Annotated in this window: 17 protein-coding genes; all 17 read right to left on the reverse strand. The window is 43.5% G+C overall.

The genetic code is table 11. The features are described from left to right. Positions 1-114 precede the first annotated feature (114 nt). Positions 115-813, reverse strand: a complete 699-nt coding sequence (locus tag QUA13_RS01155; protein WP_333195986.1) for a DUF6064 family protein — start codon at positions 811-813, stop codon at positions 115-117. Then, positions 810-1,619: a CPBP family intramembrane glutamic endopeptidase gene (locus tag QUA13_RS01160; RefSeq protein ID WP_333195987.1), complete on the reverse strand. Its 810-nt coding sequence runs from the start codon at positions 1,617-1,619 to the stop codon at positions 810-812. Before QUA13_RS01160 ends, QUA13_RS01155 begins: the two co-directional genes overlap by 4 nt. An 85-nt stretch (positions 1,620-1,704) precedes the next feature. Then, entirely contained in the window at positions 1,705-2,574 is an 870-nt protein-coding gene (locus QUA13_RS01165; protein ID WP_333195989.1) for a hypothetical protein, read from the reverse strand. Positions 2,575-2,748: 174 nt separating this feature from the next. Beyond that, the gene (locus tag QUA13_RS01170) at positions 2,749-3,552 is read right to left on the reverse strand and encodes a CPBP family intramembrane glutamic endopeptidase (RefSeq protein ID WP_333195992.1); all 804 of its coding nucleotides are present in this window, start codon (positions 3,550-3,552) and stop codon (positions 2,749-2,751) included. 235 nt (positions 3,553-3,787) lie between these two features. Further along, the gene (locus QUA13_RS01175; RefSeq protein WP_333196068.1) at positions 3,788-4,852 is read right to left on the reverse strand and encodes a calcium-binding protein; all 1,065 of its coding nucleotides are present in this window, start codon (positions 4,850-4,852) and stop codon (positions 3,788-3,790) included. 138 nt (positions 4,853-4,990) lie between these two features. Then, the gene (locus QUA13_RS01180) at positions 4,991-6,031 is read right to left on the reverse strand and encodes a calcium-binding protein (RefSeq protein WP_333195994.1); all 1,041 of its coding nucleotides are present in this window, start codon (positions 6,029-6,031) and stop codon (positions 4,991-4,993) included. 119 nt (positions 6,032-6,150) lie between these two features. Then, entirely contained in the window at positions 6,151-7,131 is a 981-nt protein-coding gene (locus tag QUA13_RS01185; RefSeq protein WP_333196069.1) for a calcium-binding protein, read from the reverse strand. A gap of 3 nt (positions 7,132-7,134) precedes the next feature. Next, positions 7,135-8,517, reverse strand: a complete 1,383-nt coding sequence (gene tnpC / locus QUA13_RS01190; RefSeq protein WP_333195995.1) for an IS66 family transposase — start codon at positions 8,515-8,517, stop codon at positions 7,135-7,137. Positions 8,518-9,015: 498 nt separating this feature from the next. Next, a complete protein-coding gene (locus QUA13_RS01195) occupies positions 9,016-9,837 on the reverse strand; it encodes a CPBP family intramembrane glutamic endopeptidase (RefSeq protein ID WP_333195996.1) in 822 nt (273 codons plus the stop codon). Between the two features lie 344 nt (positions 9,838-10,181). Next, complete coding sequence (locus QUA13_RS01200; protein ID WP_333195997.1) at positions 10,182-11,657, reverse strand: serine hydrolase domain-containing protein; 1,476 nt, start codon at positions 11,655-11,657, stop codon at positions 10,182-10,184. Between the two features lie 337 nt (positions 11,658-11,994). Continuing rightward, entirely contained in the window at positions 11,995-14,514 is a 2,520-nt protein-coding gene (gene mgtA / locus QUA13_RS01205) for a magnesium-translocating P-type ATPase (RefSeq protein ID WP_333195998.1), read from the reverse strand. Between the two features lie 22 nt (positions 14,515-14,536). Continuing rightward, on the reverse strand, positions 14,537-15,058 hold the full coding sequence (locus tag QUA13_RS01210; protein ID WP_333135994.1) for a DUF3122 domain-containing protein: 522 nt from the start codon (positions 15,056-15,058) through the stop codon (positions 14,537-14,539). An 80-nt stretch (positions 15,059-15,138) separates the two neighbouring features. Beyond that, positions 15,139-15,519, reverse strand: a complete 381-nt coding sequence (locus QUA13_RS01215; protein ID WP_333196000.1) for a rhodanese-like domain-containing protein — start codon at positions 15,517-15,519, stop codon at positions 15,139-15,141. Positions 15,520-15,726: 207 nt separating this feature from the next. Further along, on the reverse strand, positions 15,727-16,725 hold the full coding sequence (locus QUA13_RS01220; protein WP_333196001.1) for a permease: 999 nt from the start codon (positions 16,723-16,725) through the stop codon (positions 15,727-15,729). 12 nt (positions 16,726-16,737) lie between these two features. After that, on the reverse strand, positions 16,738-16,980 hold the full coding sequence (locus QUA13_RS01225; RefSeq protein WP_333196002.1) for a thioredoxin family protein: 243 nt from the start codon (positions 16,978-16,980) through the stop codon (positions 16,738-16,740). Positions 16,981-17,041: 61 nt separating this feature from the next. Continuing rightward, positions 17,042-17,704, reverse strand: coding sequence for a GIN domain-containing protein (locus QUA13_RS01230; RefSeq protein ID WP_333196004.1), 663 nt, complete (start codon positions 17,702-17,704; stop codon positions 17,042-17,044). A 213-nt stretch (positions 17,705-17,917) separates the two neighbouring features. After that, positions 17,918-20,566, reverse strand: a complete 2,649-nt coding sequence (locus tag QUA13_RS01235) for a cation-translocating P-type ATPase (protein WP_333196005.1) — start codon at positions 20,564-20,566, stop codon at positions 17,918-17,920. Positions 20,567-20,607 lie beyond the last annotated feature (41 nt).

The raw sequence follows: 20,607 nt of genomic DNA on the forward strand, positions 1-20,607 counted from the left end.
CAGAGCCCGATATCGAGTTTATTGGCGATCGCGGCATACAGCATATAGAAAATCACAACATTGAAGAATATCCATATCAACGTGTGAATGCTTTTAATCAAAGTCAGTTTAGTTTCACCGTCCATATACTTTCTCCATTTTGGGCGTTAAATTGCGCCAAAGAATAGAAGCTGTTCCGACCGTTCCTGCGACGAGCAATCCAAAATCTTCTTTAATCCCAAAATTCAAAGCCGCTGAGGTTCCGACAATCGACCATAAAACTGGAATAATCAATAAACTTAACGGAACTTTTTTGTCCGTCCAGAGCAGCAAGCCGAACGTAAAAATGGTGGTTGGACAAGGTACGCCGAACGTTGGCGATGATGGAAAAGTTTGTCCCAAAGCGTAGCCAATTATCGGGTAAATCACCAGTGCATAAGCAATAAATATCGCGCCGAGAATGCCGTGAAATCTCCGACTAGCACGAAAACTTAAACGATTTCTTGCCACGCCTTCGTATAAAAATAACAAGCCTTGAAAAATGAATAATGCACCGAACAGGTAGGCAGGTGGACTGATTGCTGTAAAGAAAATTAAATGATAAACAATCCCTGCCCATAGCCAGAGCAATCCAAGTAATCCTGAAATGATTTTGTTTCTAAACGGTTTGCGACTTACCGCCATGAAAATCACTGCAACCGCTACTAAAATCAGTACAAACTGAATCGGATATGTAGTTTGATTGTAATTATCAAAAACCTGAAAAAATTGTTCGGTGGTAAAGGGGATTCCAAGTTGTTTGCCCATCGGATGAGATATCTGTGAATTACTCATGTTTTCCTCGCAGTTAACTGTTTCCAATTTCCCTTCCACAGCAGCAGTCCCCCTAAGACTGTCAAGGTAAGCATCTGCCAGATTTCAACCAGAGAACCAAAACCGATCGAAACCTCAATCGCATCCCGAATCTCATCAAATGCAGCGTGATAAACAGTTACAACAGCAAGGCTTTGGGTGACTGTCCAAATGTAGGCATAAATCATCGCGTGCATCATCGTAGGAATTAGACTTACTGCAAGCATAATGGCTATGGAAGTACCCATATTGTCAGTTAGTTTTTCAGTCACGCCCATTCCAACAATTACAGGCAAATGCCATGCCCACCAAATAAATCCATGAAGCAGCAGTGCTGTTCTTAGGCTGTATCGTTTTACCAAGTGCGGTAGCATATAGCCGCGCCAACCAAACTCTTCGCCCAAGGCTGGAATCAAGGTTGCGATAAAACGAAGTAGAAAATTTCCGAGAATTTCGGGAACGATAACTGCTTTAGGAATACTCCGCATTCCTAAGACTAATTCGAGGATTGTAGGAACAACCCAGACAAAGATCGCTATTGAAAAGACGGCTAAATAGTGTTTTGATTTACCCCAATCCCAACCAGCTTTTGAGAAGCTATCATGAAATATATATCGACCGGCGATATAAGTAGCAACTGTGACCATAATCATTGGTAATGAGCTTAAGGCATAGCGCATAAACGGTGTCTCTGCCCACAGCATATACGCAATTTGAAATGGCCAAGATATCGCCACGACAATCAATAGATATGTTCTGAGCGAGAAAGGTTTCTGGGGATTTCTCATTTGTGAAATTTACCTTCAACATTTTTGGCCGTTGCCTTCGGCAGAACCTTGTTCACTCTGATTAACATTTATACCGCCCTACTCACTAAGTAGCTATTTGGGGTTTTTCTCTACCAAATTGCCACAGCAAGATGATACCCAAGCCGAACAGATTGACTAGGAAAACTACTAACCCTCCGAAAAAGGGAATTAGTGTCATAACTGTCACGATCGCCAAACCCACCAAGAACTGCTGCTGTAAAGATCGATCGCCCTTACCAACCACACGTTGACCGACAAAAAGCGCCACACCTAATGAGCCGACTAGAGCAGTAATCACCGCAGTCAGACTCAGGAGTGGAATCAGAGGAATACCAATGAGCGTAATCGCTAAAAACACGGTAGCAAAAACAAAGGAAACGATCGCCCCGATTCCCCATAGAGCAGTCAAACCGGGATGTTGACCCAATTTTGTCGCCAAATTTGGCAGGAACTGTGGGCTGGTTTGTAACACGATCAGTCCGAGAATAGCTGCTACTACAGCGGAACAAGTTCTAAAAATGGTACTGAAGAAATATTGCGCGAAGAAGCTACTTCTGCCTCGATCGGAGCCATACATCATGCCATGTCGATCGCTGAATGTAGCGCGTTCACCACCAATAATGGCACCTGGTTCCTGTACGATTTTGCCGCCAAATGAGTAAGCATCCCCTTCTACCCGCGCTCCTTTTTGCAGGATGACATCTCCGCCAAACGCGATCGCTGTATCCACAACTTTGGCATTAGGGGATACCGTAACACTCCCGCCAAAAGCAAGGGCATTTTCGACAACTTGGTTCTCTGGTACGGTTACGCTTCCACCAAAGCGGATGAGGTTGGTATTGTTGATATTGATATCAGTCTGCGCCAGGGCATTGCCTGCAAATATTAAGCAAATGGTAGCTATAAAAGCCAGAATTAATTGTTGCCATTTCATCGATTTCATCCTCGTCAACGACAAGAAAATTAACTATCTTTCATGATATCGAACAAAAATGAAGAAACTGTGAGTAACGTTTGAATGAGATGACTTATAATCGACCAAATCATCCAAGGGATTAAGTATGCAAGTCGGAAATACGTTAGTAATTGTTTCAATTGAAAGTATTGCTTAACACAGAAGGGCTTTCTTACGACTATATGCTATTCCTAAAATGACGGATACTATTAGCTCGATGGAAAAAACAACAATTACTTTCCAATTCAAGTTTAGCTGCAAGGCTCCGTTATTACCTATATATAAAGCTAAGCCAATACACCCATTGAACCAGGCATGAGTTAATACACAGAGAAATAAATTGCTTGTGTATTTATACAGAGTTGTAAAACTGGAAGTTAAAATTATGCCTGAGAATAAATACAACCCAAATGGAAATGAACTTTGAACTGTCCCTTTTATAAACCATAACGGCAAATGCCATATGCTCCATATAGTTCCCACCATAAGAATAGAAGGTGAATAATTAACTACCTTTTCTAATTGAGGCTGCAAAATTCCGCGCCAACCTAATTCTTCTAACCCACCGAAAAGGATGAGCAGTGGTAAATTAATAATTATCGAGAGTATTGAGATAGGTCTGTTGATGCCAAAAGCAATCCAAATCATCAATAAACGCCAAATTGTAAATAATCCAAATATTAGCCATGCTTTTCTATCGATTTTTTTACCAAAGATATACTTAACAAAAGATTCTGGAATGAAATCTTTGTTGAACTGGCGATAGATAATATAAGAACTAATGGCTGGAGCTAAGACACCGATTATGTATGGTATCCAAAATAAAGGCTCACCATACAAAAGGAAATTAAAGTATTTATTCCCGATGATAATAATCAGCCAAGATAACCAAGTTATCGAAAAAGTGTAAAGCAGAAAAAATCCGATTTGCTTTAGCGCTCGCTTCTTTTGTTTCATATTTTTATCTCTCCTTAACTTTTTACAAAATTATTTTCTAGGTGCTGATCGCCAAGTTTTTTGGTTGGTGTTATGTTCATCAAATAACCGCCTAAGCCTGTTATCCATAGCACAATTGGATAAACAAGCCATCTTTCTGTTCCACCCAAGCCAATAAAAAAGTGCGATCGCACTCCCCAGCAGCGATCGCACTCCCCAGCAGCGATCAAGCAAATCCCTAATAACTTCGAGATTTCTATCCAATTAAAAATGTAAAAGCTGGAGATGATGGTAATTGATTTAAAGTCAGATCTCCGCCGCCTTCAATAACAGCGATCGTATCAAAGTTACTGATTGATGGCACTCCATTTATAGAGTTCCTAAAGCCCTTCGTTTGGATAGCTAAATCTCGACCATTGTTAATGGGAAACACCGAGAATATATCTAAGTAAGAATTTGATAGTGTGAAAGATCCTGCTAGCTGAATAGTATCCTGACCTTGATTAAAGTTCCGAATTGTAGCAAAACCCGGCCCGATATAAAACTGTGTCGATCCTAGTGGCGATCCCCTACGGCTTATGTTCTCCTTACCAAGCGCAAATGTATCGCGGCCGCTACCGCCAATGAGAATATCGAATTCATTACTGCCATCACTTTCATAAACTCGACTGTTTCCAAAGCCATTACCTGTAGCTAAACCTACTTCAACTGCAATTAATTCAACTTTCCCCACCCCGGAACCGGTGAGGATGTCATTCCCAGAACTTCCGACAAAAGTCGCAGACCGGCTTGGCTCGTTTTTCCCAAAATTGAAGTAGTGTTCCCGACCAGTTTTCAAGGTTCCAGAGTTGACAAATGGCACAATATCGGGGTTTTTCTGTAAGTATTCTGTTTCAAAAAATGAAGTTCCAAACCGACCGTCTTTTACCCCGAATTGAATGAAGTGCTGGTAGCCTGATTTGAAAGTTCCGTTCTGAATAAACGGCAGTAAATCTCGGTTATTTGCTAGATAAAACGTTTCGTCATACTCAGGCGATACGGGGGTACGACCTTCTTCGTAACCAAATTTGATAAAGTGGTCTAGTCCGGTTGCAAAAGGCGCGTTTGGGTTGCTAGGAGTGCGGACTAAGGCAGCGATGTCTGGGTTGCCAGCGAGGTAAGTAGCTTCGTCAAAATACCGCGATACTTTAGTTAAGCCGGCGGCTTGACCGAATTTTTCAAAGTGTTCTTTCCCAGATTTGATGCTTCCGGCATCAATGGCTGGTTTCAGCCACGGATATTGGGCGAGGTAGTATTTTTCGTCGAAAATGTCGTAATTCATGGTTGCTTTCTTAAAAAAAGTAAAGTACAGTCGCGAAAGGCGAGTTGTTGGCATCGGCAAGTGCGATCGCAGATTTTGTTGAATGTGCGATCGTACTCCCAGCAGCAATCAGGCAAATCCTGAATAGCTTCAAGATTTCTACGTAAGTAAACGTGTGAAACCAGATCCTGGTGATAGATTCAAACTGAGATTTCCGCCACCTTCAATAACACCAATTGTATCAAATGGACTGGTTGAGGGAACAGAAACTCCATTCTCAAACGTGGGATAGCCTTTCCTTTGGATAGCTAAATCTCGATTATTGTTGATGGGAAACACCAATAACTGATCTGAGGAAACCACTAATAGCTGGATGCTATCTTGACCTTTGGTAAAGTTCCGAATTGTAGCAAAACCCGGCCCGATGTAATACTGTACTCCACGCAATGACACATTACGGGCGAAGTCTTGATATTCGCCCAACACAAATTTATCACGACCGATACCGCCAATGAGAGTATCAAATTCATTGCTGCCATCACTTTCATACAATCGGGCACCGTAATGAGGTTCTACACCTATTTCAACTCCAATTAATTCGGCATTCCCCACCCCGGAACCCGTTATAATGTCATTGCCGGAAGTTCCAACAAAAGTCGCAGAGCGGCTTGGATCGGAACTTCCGAACTTGAAGTAGTGTTCGCGACCAGTTTTTAAGGCTCCAGAGTTGACAAACGGCACAATATCGCGGTTTTTCTGTAAGTAGTCCGATTCCAAAAATGAAGTTCCAAACCGACCGTCTTTGATTCCGAATTGAATGAAGTGCTGGTAGCCATTTTTAAAAGTTCCATTCTGAATAAACGGCAATATATCTCGGTTATTTGCTACATAAAACGCTTCGTCATACTCAGGCGATACTTGGCTGCGACCCTGTTCGTAACCGTATTGGATAAAGTGGTCTAGTCCGGTCGCAAAGGGCGCGTTTGGGTTGACTGTGCGGACGAAGGGTGCTATCTCTGGATTGTCGGCAAGGTAGGTAGATTCGTCAAAATACCGCGATATTTTTGTGAGGCCGGCGGCTTGACCGTATTTTTGAAAGTGTTCTAGTCCAGATTTGATGCTTCCTGCATCAATGGCTGGTTTGACCCAAGGATATTGCGAGAGGTAATATTGTTCGTCGAAAATTGCGTAGTTAGCCATGTTTTACTCCTGATGTTTGGATGATTTTGAGCTTGAATACTCATTAGTTTTCCAGATAAAAAATTCATGAATCATCGGCGTTACCTAATGACCAATGACCAATGACCAATGACCAATGACTATCCAATCAAGAAAGTACTATTACTATTAGATTGTTGGAATACTAAATTCAAACTTCCTCCTCCTTCAATCACGGCGAGCACATCTCCAAAACGCTGGATTGACAAATTGTTGCCAACGGGAGTTAAGTCGTAGGTGCTTAAAGAAGTTCCTGACAGTTGGATCAAATCATCTGCTGCGTTGAAGTTCCGAATAGTAGCTTGACCGTTATTCAAATACAGCGGTATCGGGCTATTCGTGGCTGTAGCAGGAACTCCGAGTACGAATGTATCAACTCCTGGCCCGCCAGTCAGCACATCAAATTCATTAGTTCCAAAGCTTTCGTATTGCCGATTGCCAATGCGATCGATACCCACTTCCACTCCAATCAGTTCGTTATTCCCCACGCCAATACCTGTGAGAATATCGTTGCCGCGAGTGCCGACGAAAGTAGCAGAGCGGCTGGCTTCGCTTCTTCCGAAATTGAAGTAGTGTTCCCGACCCGTTTTCAAATTTCCAGAGTTGACAAACGGCACGATGTCGGGGTTTTTCCTTAAGTATTCTGGTTCAAAAAATGAAGTCCCAAAACGACCTTCTTTTGCCCCGAATTGAATGAAATGCTGGTATCCTGATTTGAAAGCTGCATTAGCCCCGATAAAAGATCGCAACTCAGAGTTATTTGCTAAATAAAAATCTTCGTTGTACTCAGGCGATACGGGGGTGTGGCCTTCTTCGTAGCCAAACTGGATAAAGTGGTCTAAGCCTGTAGCAAAAGGTGCGTTTGGGTTGCTGGGAGTGCGGACTAAGGCAGCGATGTCTGGGTTGCCAGCAAGGTAAGTAGCTTCGTCAAAATAGCGCGATACTTTTGTGAGGCCGGCGGCTTGACCGTATTTTTGAAAGTGTTCTAGTCCAGATTTGATGCTTCCTGCATCAATGGCTGGTTTCACCCAAGGATATTGCGAAAGGTAGTATTGTTCGTCAAAGATATCGTAATTCGTAATTGCTCAACTAGGGGAAAAAAGGGAGCCATGAATAGAGAGGGCTTGTTGAATAGCTTGATAAGCAGTTAAGCCCTGCCTTTTACCAGTATTGACAACTGAACGAACCGCCGCAAATAAATCTCGCCCCCATTCGGAACGAAAGCAATTAGTCACGCGACGAAATATCACGCTCATCCGAATCGCTTGTTCGCTAGAATTATTTGTCGGTGGAATTGCAGCATCTTCCAGAAATAAAAACAAATTATCCATCAGCTCGCCATAGCGTTTTCGCAACCGAACACCATCCGGTTGATATGGCATTAAACTCAAAATTGTGATTAATCTTTCTCGTAAATTACTGCGATATCGCTCCACTCTTGCCTCGTCCATCCTGTCGCGTCGTCGATGGATGACAAAAGCTCTTAATAATAACCTCTTCATCGCTGGGGCAAAAATCTTGTCTCCTGCATCAATGGCATATTGACAATCCCGCAGTTGATGGGCTAAACACACCTGCCATTGTGCTGCTGGGTGATTTTTTTGAGCACTAAAAAGGTCTGATACCCACAGTTGCGGGCGATGTTCTCCGAGAACTTCACTAATTACTCGAGCCCCTCGACTGGGACGGATGACATGCAGGCAAATATCTTGGTTCTGAAACACCCATTCCCATTGGTTTTGTCCGTTCACTCTGGCACTGGTTTCATCCGAGCAAATTAATTTTGCCTGCCGCAAACGTTGCAGTATTTGATTTACCTGGTCATCTAAACTGGTTTTGACGGTACTTAAGAGGTTGGCGATCGCTCCTTCGGAGATCTTGAGTCCAAAAACTTCCGCCAAGATTCCCGACAGCCGTTCGTAGCCGATCGCATGAGTGTAGCGCAGATATGTAACCAAGCTTTGAATTGAGCTGCCAAATGGTGAGCCTGGTTCCATTCCAGCAGGTACCGGGGCCAGATACTCGGTTTGACAACAGGGGCAGCGACCGCCATAGAGCTCGATGCGGGTGACGAGCGGACGAATTGGTGGTAGTTCAATTTTGTCATAGACCGCTTGCAATTTTTGGGACGTGGCAGTGACTGTTTCTGAACACTGGGGGCAACTTTTGATTTGAGCGACAATGATTTGGTCGGGTTCGGGATGTAGATGTCTTCCCCCTCCTGCTCTGCCGATGCTTTTTTGTCTTTTGACTCCTTCTATTTTCGATGGCTTCGGCTTGATGTTGGGCTTGAATCCTTTTGATGGTGGAGTGCTTGAATTCGAGCTGGTTTTGGCGGGAGATGAGTTGGGTTTTGATTCGTCAGTGTCTAATGCTGCCCGCAGTTTTTGGATTTCCTGCCATAGCTCTACTATCAAGGCGTTTTTGGCCTCATCCGATAGTTGTTTTAGGTCAGGGAGTTTTTTCATTCCTTTATCTAATGTCTATCTCGTTCTCTTGTCAAGGGGGTTGAGCAATTACCGTAATTCATCGTTGTTCCTTGAAGAGAGTAAGGTGCGATCGGACATCTTGCACCATTTGCACGAACAGCCTTTCAGACCTGCTAAGCTAAGTTCAATTTTATTGTGGGGTTGACCCAAGAGTCATCCCCTAAAAGGCTGATTGATTCTTGTGCAAGATTTCTAGCCGAGGAAAGTGATAACCGCTGAAGGATTAAAGGAATTTATCATCCCAATTTCTTGCAGATTTAGATTTGCTCCCCCCTGAATTATGGCAATTGTATATGTTAATAATTGTTTCATTATCTTACTAAATTTTGTTGGCTACAGTTTCTTGTTTTCTTAATAACTATTTTTGAACTTCCTGAATGCTTTGCGGGACTAATTTACTTAGCCAATCTAAATTTTCAAGCATGGGGAAATGACATATTACTTTCATAGGTTTTCAGGAAACCAACGGGGCACAAATCAAGTATATCTATATCTATATCTATATCGGGCTAATGTCTTTGAACCCCACAGAAAAATTACAATAACAGCGGCGATCGCAATTATTGAATAGTGAATATCAGGATAGTCAACTAGCGGATTGTGGGTTTGATTTTTGGGAAATAAAATCCTCCCCATATTAGCTAGGGTGTGAAAGAAAATGCACACAAATACACTTTTCCCAGTGTTGTTATAAAGCCAAACAATAAGTATCCGCATAGCAACAGTACCGAGAGTTGCCCATAGTATCCATATCAAACCGTGACCCTGTTGAATGATTGATGGATAATGCCATACTGCCCACACCAAGCCTATAGTGATGGCGGTTGTTAGTGCAGACCATCGTTTTTGCATAGCATCAACGGCATATCCCGACCAGCCGACTTCTTCACCTGTAGCACCGATGAAGATGACAACAGAAATTAGCGCATTCTGTAGAAACGGAATTTCCACTCCTACAGGAAGTGGCAGTCTAAACAGTTGCATTACTCCATATATCAATAAATATATTATTGGCATCAAGAAAATAAGAGGCAAATACCAGATTTTTTGCTTGATTTTTGAAAAATCGAAAATTCTTTTTAACAGACTCTGGACACCAATAGTTCCCTCTTCTTGATAAACAAGGACAATAGCAGCTATTAACGGAGTAAAGGTGACTATAAAGTCAGTCACAGGAACATCCAGAGGAAGTCCCTTGACTTCGACCATTGTTTCAATTATCCATAACGGAATAGTAAGGGCAAAAACCAGTAGAAAGAATTTTAGCGGTGATTTATTTGATGATGTGCTGGTGTACATAATTGTGATCTGTTAGATGTCGTTTTATACTGATTATTTGTAGCGACCTGCAATGGTAATTGCTCAAACCTGCAATCAAGACATTTTCAAACCAGGATTATTAGCAACTATAATTTTGTTTCAACCAGGATTAAATGCAGCCTTCCTAACTTTTAAAGTTTAATTAATTTTGACTTCATATTTCTACTCCTTAAGACTTATCTTTCAACAAAGCTTTTTAATTATATCGACAGCATTTATCCCCGTCCATGTACTCATGGGCGGGGATGAATGCTGGCTTTTGATAAAATAATTTCTTTTGAATTGTGAAATTGACGTGAGATTGAATAGATAATTTGGCTTTTTTAATACTCTGCTCCATTGGAACGCGCCAGAAGTATCAAACGTGCAATTCCATTCACTACGCCCAAAACCGCACACACACTCAGCCAAAGCATCAGATCCAGCATAGATCGAAACAGTGGTACATATCCAAAGAATCGATCAAACACCAATGCGAATAGCCAAGGGAATACAAGTAGGAAAAACGCTGGCAAGAATGTACAGCCAATCCCTAACCAGACCCGCCACAATGGAGTTCTACGAATCGCCTGTCTCCATTGCGGTAAGTAAAGCAAACTGCGGATTGCCAGCATTACACCTATAAACATCAGCAGTACGATCGCTATACCCCACAAGGTAATTGAGAATCCACCTGTGGCAGGCTGCCCATCCTTTAGTAATTGAATCAGTCCAGTTTTGATTTGCGGAAATGCCGCAGTTAACGGCCACGCATTGATGTTGTAAAGTAGCGCAATTCCATACTTTTCCTTCGGCAACAGCACAACCTCCGTATAGAATGTAGACAAAACTCCATTGTGTTCGATCGCTGGTTCACCGTTCTCGCTGCCCTTAAACCAACCCATGCCATAGGAACTACCGATGGTTTTGGGTGGAGTGTGCATCAGCGCCACACTACTTTGGGAAAGCAATTTTGTCTCTTTAAATTGTCCACTGTTGGTTTGGAAGATTAGATAATTTGCCATGTCCTCTGCGGTTGAAATGATCCCGCTACTGCCGCCCACATAACCAGACATTTCTGGATATGCGAAGGGAAGTCCAAATGCCATCAGATGTCCTTGTGCCATGTTGGTAGCACCTTGGAATGCGTCAGCACTTGTAGTTGGATTGAGCGTCCGCGACATCTGAAGAGGTGTAAAAATATGCGTTTGTAAGTAGGCTGAGAATGGCTGTTGACTCACTACTTCAACCACTCGCGCCAACACTTCGTAATTGGGATTGAAATAGTGAAACTGACTACCGGGGAACGCAACGGGACGTGCTTGACTAAGGCTAGTAATGCGATCGCCAATTGTTGTTGCTTGAGAAACCTGCAACTCAGGAAAGCCTACGTCAGATAAACCACTCACTTGATTGAGGAGATGACGAATGGTAATTTTGGCAGCGATCGCTGGATCGGCTAGGGTGAATTGTGGTAGATAAGTTTGCACGGGTGAATCCAGATTAATTTGTCCCGCTTCAACTAGCTGCATCACTGCCATTGCGGTAAACGATTTGCTCATTGAAGCAATCAAGAATTGGGTCTGTGCTGTAACAGGCCGCTCGTTGTTTGCTGTACTGTATCCCTTAACGTGCAACACTTGGTTATTGTGAGTAATCGCGAGTGCCAAACCAGGAATGTGATGAGTCTTCATTTGAGTTGTGATGAAGCGATCGATCCTATCATCCAAGTCCAGTTGGTTTGCACTGCCATTGATGTTGAATGTGATGACAATCAACGCACTCAGGAATATCAAAATCGGGCGGAAAAGTTTATTCATTGGGTTAGATTTTGTTGATTTCGATAAAACATAATCCAGGGTTTTGCGCTGAAGTAAAAGAATTACCACGAATGGAGCGCCCGCAACTGTGGCGTTTTTTTCAATTGATGGGCTTCCATGCGTGTTAGAACATCATCCAGAATTTCTGGTAAATGGGAAACGGCGATCGCGGTTTCAATCTTTGCCACATCCCTTGTCCAATTCTTGTTGAACTAACTCAATATCGGCAGGACGTTGCACAAAAGAGTAGCCAATAATATCTGCGTGGGTGGCGACAAAATCCAGGTCAGATAAATCTTTTTCAGTCAGGGGGCTAAGAGATAAAACTGCTTGACTACTAAAATTTTACACGGCTGTAAAACACTCGTTTCACATTCTCGGCAGCAGTAATATAGAGCATGACAATCCCCGCCAGAACCAGCATAAAACTCAACGGCAACCGTTGAAATCCGAGCAGCGTTCCTAAAGGTGTCCAGGGAATGACGATTGTCACTCCTACGGTCGCCAGCGTCGCCATCAACAAGTATTTTCCAGGTTTACTGCTGAAAATAGATTTGCGGGTACGAACGACCAGCACAACCATCGAAGCCGAGATGACAGACTCCAAAAACCAGCCTGTTCTAAACTGTTGTGGTTGAGCGTGCAGCAGGAATAGCAGCGCCCCAAACGTCAGGTAATCAAATATGGAACTCAGCAAACCAAACACAATCATGAAGTTGCGGATAAACTTGATATCCATGCGACGCGGTTTGTTGACTAACTCCTTGTCTACGCGATCGCTCGCGATCGTCAATTCTGGGAAATCAGTTAATAAATTCGTCAGCAAAATCTGACTAGGTAACAGCGGCAAAAAGGGTAGAAACAGAGAAATTCCCGCCATACTAAACATATTGCCAAAATTGGCGCTAGTTGCCATAAATACATACTTTAAAGTGTTGGCAAAGGTAATCCGTCCTTCCTTTACGCCTTCGATCAGGACATTCAAATCCTTTTCCATCAACACAATGTCAGCAGCTTCCTTCGCCACATCCACAGCACTTTCTACCGAAATACCAACATCAGCAGCATGAAGCGCAGAAGCATCATTAATGCCATCTCCCAGATATCCAACTACATTCCCCGCTTTTTTGAGAGCAATGATAATCCGCTCTTTTTGGTTTGGTTCTACCTCAGCAAAAACATTTGTTTCTTGTACTCGGTGCATCAAGGCTTCATCACTGAGTTTTTCTAGTTCAGATCCAGTCAAAGCCTTTGGTTCAGGCAGTCCTACCTGCTGAATAATACTCATAGCCACCGCCTTGCTATCTCCAGTAATCATCTTCGGGGTGACTCCTAGCTGTTGCAACTCTTTGAGGGTGTCAGCGATGCCAGGTTTTGGCGGATCGAAGAGCGCCAGGTAGCCCATAAATGTCATGTTTGTTTCATCATCTTTGGTGAAGGAATCTCGATCGCAATTCCGATAAGCCACACCCAAGGCTCTAAATCCTTTACTGCCCAAATCTTCCGCTTGTTGGTGGAGTTTTTGTCGCTGATCTGCAATGTCGATCGTTTTCCCTTCAGCAGTTTCAACGGTTGAACAAACATCCAAAATATTTTTCAGTGCGCCTTTAGTAACAATCAGATGTGTGCTGTCTTTTTTGAACAAGATGCTGAGACGTTTGCGGTTAAAGTCATAAGGCACTTCATCTAGCTTTTGATAACCAGAAATGTCGAATGTTTTGTATTCGCGAATTGCTTTGTCGATCGGATTCACATAACCAGACTCAGATGCGGCATTCAAATAAGCGTAAAGTAAAACCCGATCGCTATCTTTCCCCTCGACATCAACCGCAGAGTGAATTTTCACCTCTCCTTCCGTCAGCGTACCCGTCTTATCGGTGCAAAACACATTCATACTGCCAAAATTCTCGATCGCGGGTAAGCGCTTCACGATCACCCGCTTTTTCGCCATTGTCTGAGCACCGCGAGCCAGGTTAACACTGACGATCGCAGGTAGCAGTTGAGGGGTCAAACCAACCGCCAGCGCCAGAGAAAACATAAAGGATTCCAGTACAGGGCGATGCAGGTAGACGTTGGCGGCAAAAATTAGAGCGACCAAAACTAGCGTTACTTCCATCAAAAAGTAGCCGAATTTGCTCAGCCCATGTTCAAATTCTGTTTCGGGAGGTCTGAGTTTCAGGCGTTCCGATACTTTGCCGAATTCAGTTTCTTTTCCAGTATGAACTACTACTGCTTTGCCAGTTCCACTAATCACATTGGTTCCCATATAGAGGGAATTGGTGCGTTGATTTAGTCCAGTTTCAGCCGGCAATACACCATTTAGTTTGTCAACCGGATAAGTTTCTCCTGTCAGTGCTGCTTCATTGACGGATAAATCTTTCGACTCTAAAACTAGACAGTCACCGGGAATATTTTTACCTGCACAAAGCACCACAATATCGCCGGGAACTACTTCATGATTGGGAATTTCTTGAGATTGATTATCCCTCAACACAGTTGCTTTAACTTGCACTAATGCCAGTAGTTTCTCGACAGCATTCGATGCTCCTCGCTCTTGCCAAAATCCTAATAGTCCACTGATGAGGACGATCGCCAAAATGATGATCGCATCTAGCGCATCTTTCAGAAAAATCGAGAGCAGCGCCGCAAAAATCAGAATCAAGATAATCGGACTCTTGAACTGATTGAGTAACAGCACCAATGCGCTCGATTTGTGTGTTTGTTTGAGGCTGTTTGCGCCGTACTGGCTCAGGCGTTGTTTCGCATCAGCACGGCTTAAACCGGAGGTTGTAGAGTGCGTCTGCTGAAGCACCTGATCTGTGGGTAAGCTCCAAAATGTGGAGAGTTGGGGATTCATCGGTTTGATTTTTTGGAGTTAGTCAATGAGCAGAAATTGTTTGCCACTCTTGAATCGCCGTGAATGGGATTTGTAACTCGATCGCTGAGCCAGTTACCATCGGTAAAGTTAGGTGAAGGGGAATTTCAGCCTGCAACTGCGGTAGGACAGACTTAATGTCATATTCTGCGACATTCGCTGGGGTTGGTGTGTCCTTAGAAATTTCGCTAGAAATATCCTTGGCGGTTAGAGTTTCGCCCATAGATGTTGTCATAATCAGCGGTTGAGTGCGATCGAATTCCACCGCACCAGGAAAGCCCACGACGCGCAGAGAGACAGTAGAACTACCTTCAGGATGGATGCGTTTGAAGCCGATCGCCTGCCAAGAATTTCCGTTCTGATCTTGCAGTTTTTGGCGGGATTGATACAGCATCTGCCCTGGATATTCTTCGATTTGGGTCACAGCAGAAAAAGCAGGTAAGGGAATACAGACAATCAGTAAAACGCAGATCCAAGCAGCCAGTAGCCAGCGCATCGGACGAATTTTAGATCCGTTATAGTTCATCACAAAAGTCCTCATAAAGTTAAAATCTCTGGGGATTCCAGAGTAATTTTTTGGGATTTTAATCCTCATTTTTTTGTGCATTAGCTAGAGGCGATCGCCTCTCCTGCGTTTTTCCAGCCTGCAAAACTTGGCGGAAATCCCTGGACATTTTCATAGCCCAATAGGTGCAATGTCATTACTCCCATTGCCGATCGATAGCCCGTTGAACAGTACAAAACTACGGGGTGATCGCGCGGAATTCGATCCAGATTGTGTGTTAGTGTTCGGAGCGGAATATCGATCGCATTAGCGATATGTCCCGATCGATACTCCGAGGGTTCGCGCACATCCACCAACAGGGTTTGAGGGTTCTCTAAGAGGCTTTTCAACCCTTCGACATTGGCGATCGTGTAATAGCCTGCTGGAATCGACGTGAGAAAGCGATCGACTCCCGATTCCAGATTCACGGTTTTTTCAGACATTGTTTGCATTTTTTCTTGAAAGATTGGTTCAGTTTCTATGAGATTTGCTGCGAGGATCGGGTTTTTCCCAATACCAACCAAGAGGCAAAAACATAGTGAAAATCCCAGTAATATAGTCTGAATTGGTTTCTTAAAGCTCATAGATTTCTCCTGAAATGGATTGTTAAGGGTTCACTCTGTCAGCCAGATATTTCAGCACCATGTCAATCAATTAATTAGGGCATTAAATATATAGCCGATACTAATAATTCCAACAGTCATTAACCCAATAAACACGGCTAAGAGTTGAGGTTTCAAAACTTTTTTGAGAATCACCATTTCAGGAAGTGATAATGCTGTCACAGCCATTGTGAAGGCTAAAACTGTACCCATCGGCATTCCTTTATTGACTAAAGCTTCGGTAATCGGCATTACACCCGCAATGTTTGCATAGAGTGGAACACCCAAAATTACCGCGATCGGCACTGCTAAAGGATTATTTGCGCCTGCATATTGGGTGATAAAATCTGTCGGCACATAACCATGAATCCCCGCCCCGATCGCAATACCACCCACGACATAGAGCCACACCGATCGCACAATGGAGCTCGACTGGAACCATCCATGCTCAAATCTTTGCCCCCAAGTTAGCATCACTGGTTCTGGATTGTCCTCATCACCTAGAGGTATTTCTTGACGAGATTTTTGCAGTTCCCAAACAAAGGGTTCCACCCATTTTTCTAATTTTAGTAATCCGATGATATATCCAGAGGCGATCGCCAAACCCACCCCAAAGCCGATATAGATCAGCGTCACCTTTAGTCCAAACAATCCCCACAAAAGAATAACAGCAACTTCATTCACCATTGGCGCTGCCATCAGATAAGAAAAGGTCACACCTAAAGGCACACCTGCTTCTAAGAATCCGATGAACAAAGGAACCGCAGAGCAAGAACAGAATGGTGTAACGATTCCTACCATTGCTGCCAAAATATTTCCTGCAAAAGTGCGCTTTCCTTCTAGCAAATAGCGCACGCGCTCTGGTTCTAAAAAGCTTTGAAATGTCCCAACAATAAAGCTAATTACAATCAGTAATGTTAAGACTTTTGGCACATCGTAAAGAAAGAAGTGCAGACTCGATCCTAAATGCGATGAAATCGACAAGCCCAACAGTTGGGTGACAATCTGGGTTGCCAACCAATCAAACGGATAAAATGGATCGAACATAACTTTGCCTCTTTAACGCTGCAATAGGGGCTGAATTTGTTCGGGACTGATTACTTGACCTTTGCTGACAACTTTGCCATTGATTGTCATAGCGGGAGTAGACATCACACCTCGTTTAGCAATTTCGATTGGGTCGGTAATATGTGAAACTTCAGCAGTTAAATTGAGATTTGCTACAGCTTCTTTCGCATTTGCCTCTAGCTGTTGGCATTTTTTGCAACCTGTACCCAAAATTTCAATCTTGATGGCATTCATGACATAACTCCTTTTTTGTATTCTCTAATTCAATTCTCTCTCAACTGAATCCAAGCGATCGCTAACGTTGCTTAACTGACCCCACGCCCCCCCGAGATTCTCGAACTTGAGGAGAGCCAATATACTCTATTGAACCCACGCCGGATACAGTTGCATCTAACTGCTGACTGACATTAACCACAGCACTGCCCACGCCGCTATTGCGAACCGTAGCCTGCTTAGTCTTGAAATTCTCACCTTGGAAACTTCCAACCCCGGAAAGATCTAGTTCCAGCACATCGACACTTCCGGCGATTGTCATACTACCTACCCCATCAAGGGAAATCGACAACTGTTTACCTTGGATATCCTTTACATCAACACTACCGACACCATGTATATTCACGCTCTCTAAGCTGTTCACCTCCACAACGAACTCAATGGGCTTGGTGGGATTCATATGGGTATCTTTCATGATGGTGAGATACAGAACATTGTCAGCTACACGACTTTCTAGCAACGGCAGAATGTTGTCGTCGGCGGTAATCGTGAGGGATTCTTTTCCCGTCTGCTGTATCGTGATTTTACCTACGGATTTACTAGAAATGGATGAGAATCGACCTACTTCTCTAGATTCGGTCTTAACTATTCCAGAGCCTCTAAGCCCACCCAAACTGAGAGAGCAGCCTGTGAACAGGCTCAAAGCTGTTAAACACGCAACCAAACCGTATAACTTCGATCTCATTGTTTTGCCTACTATATAAATCCTTAGTCGTTCACTTTTCATCGAAAAGATTTCTGGGAAGCTTCTGGTTTAACACGAGGGGATTCTTGTGTTTTGTATAAGCAAAGTAACTAGCAATAATCGGCGTTGCTGATTCACGGTATGAATCAACTTTTCGCTTGATGTTACAAAACGCACCATACTTGTCTTATAGCAATTCCGAAATTTGAATTCCTACCTGTATTCAGCAACGCCAGGTTTTCTTGATTTAGAGTTAATAACTCCTTGGGATTGATTGATTAACTTTAACTGTTCAAACCAGACCAAGCTAATTCCTCCACCGAGGAGACAAATAGCAAGGTCGATCGGATGCAGAAAAGAGAAGCTAAACAAATTACGCAAGAAGGGAAAGTAAAGCACGATTGCCATAAAAAATATTCCTCCACCCATCACCCACCAAAGGGCAGCATTGGAGGTTCTAAGTATTTTTAAACTGAGGGGCGAGGTTGAACTTGCGCTCAAAATTAGCCCTAAATTTGCCAAAATTAATGCTGTAAAGGTTAATGCACGGGCATTAAGTTCGCCTTCTCCTAGATATAGCGATGTCCCATAGATTGTGAGAACAATTACTAAGATTCCGCCGCCTTGTAACACCGCCAATCCCACAGTTTTCTTGCCAAACAAGGGCTCTTTGGAGTTGCGGGGAGGACGCTTCATCACTGTTGGTTCTGCGGGTTCGGCTTCTAACACAATTGAGCAAGCTGGATCGATAATCAAATGGAGAAATGCAACGTGAACGGGAAGTAATACTAACGGCAACTTAAACAAAACTGGAATTAAAGACATCCCTGCGATTGGAATGTGAATTGCTAGAAGATATGCCATTGCTGTGCGGAGATTATCAAAAATTCGCCGCCCAAGTTTGACTGCTTGCACAATGGATGAAAAATCATCATCTAATAACACTAAGGCTGCCGATTCACGGGCAACATCTGTGCCTCGCTGACCCATTGCAATCCCAATTGGGGCAGATTTTAAGGCAGGCGCATCATTCACACCATCCCCCGTCATGGCAACGATTTCGCCCTTGGATTTCAAAGCATTAACTATCCGCAATTTTTGTTCGGGAACGGCTCTTGCAAAGATATTTATACTTTGAATACGCTGCTGGAGTTCATCGTCACTCATGCGATCTAATTCTGCTCCAGTTACGATGGCTCCCATTTGCATTAATCCAACTTGACGAGCAATGGTTTGAGCAGTTTCTGGATAATCACCTGTAATCATCACGACTCGAATACCAGCAGTATAACATTCTTTAATTGCCGCCGCAACGGTTGGACGCACTGGATCGGACAGTCCAACTAATCCTATAAATTGAAAAGGAAAGTCATGTTGTTTATCGGGTAAACGATCGGGACTGAGCGAAGGATGAGGAGGTAAAAATGGGGGCGGCGCATCAATAAGAGATGCTTTGGCAACACCTAATACCCGCAATCCTTGCTGTGCCATTTCACTGATTTGTGCTGTCAGAATTTGCTGCTGTTCGGGTGTGAAATGACAGAGATCCGCGATCGCTTCCGGCGCTCCTTTGGCAGCAATTTCATACTCTTTGCTATCGGCTGACTGCCAAACGTGAGACATTGCTAATAGATCCGGTGAGAGCGGATATTCTCGTAATAGTTTCCAATCGTTATGCAAATGTTCGGTATTTGCGAGAGCGCGATCGCCCAATTGCTTAAATGCTTTTTCCATCGGATCGAACGGATCTCTTTGGCTTGCCAGAATGGAAAATTCTACTAATTCATGCACCGATTCCGGGAGCGGTTCTTTTGAATGTAATTCCAAATTATATGGCTGAGAATTTTCTGACTGGTTATATGCAAATAGTTGTTGCACAGCCATAATATTCTGAGTCAGCGTCCCGGTTTTATCCACACACAAAACTGTTGCAGAACCTAAAGTTTCAACCGCTGAAGTGCGACGAGCTAAGACATGATTTTGAGAAATTCGCCAAGCTCCTAATGCTAAGAAGATTGTCACAACAACTGGAACTTCATTTGGCAAAATTGCCATTGCTAATGTAATTCCCGCCAGAAATCCTTTGAGCCAATCTCCTCGCGTGAGCCCATAAATTACTACAATCGCGACACATAATAATAAAGCAATACCAAACAAACGACTCACTAACCGATTCATTTCCTGTTGCAAAGGTGTTGGTTCAGACTTCACTTTTTGTAAGGCTTTGCCAATCTTGCCCATCTCTGTTTTAGGGCCAATCGCTTGGACTTTAGCTATTCCTTGTCCCTGAACAACTAAGGTTCCAGAAAACACAAATGGTAACTCATCTCCCCCCGGACGAGCCATTTCTACGCTACCCACCGCCGCAACTTTGCGAACGGGTAAAGATTCGCCAGTTAATAATGATTCATCGGTGGAGAAATTAGAGCAAGAAAGCACGATCGCATCCGCAGGAACGCGATCGCCTTCTGCTAGAATTAAGATATCTTCCCGGACGACTTCTCGCCCTGCAATCCGTTTTTGCTCCCCATCCCGAATCACCAAGGCGCGAGGACTGGAAAGATCGCGCAAAGCTTCTAAGGCGTGTTCGGTTTTGCCTTCTTGGTAGAGGCTAATTCCGGTGATAAAAAAGACGAATCCTAACAAAATTAGGGCTTCTTGTAGGTCGCCTAAAACCCAATAAATGACACCACCGCCGACTAGCAAGAGAAAGATTGGATCTTGAATGATGTCCCAAGCGATCGAGAAAAGATTGCGCGATTGTGCTGAGGGAAGTTCATTGTAGCCTTCATCTTTGAGTCGGGCGATCGCGTCTTGTTCTGATAAGCCACTTATGGTATTGATATCAACTGGTGAAACCATACTCTTGCTTTTGGATAATAAACATAAAAAACAGGTCAATT

The organism is Microcoleus sp. S28C3 (assembly GCF_036700785.1).
Classification (GTDB): Bacteria; Cyanobacteriota; Cyanobacteriia; order Cyanobacteriales; family Microcoleaceae; genus Microcoleus; species Microcoleus asticus.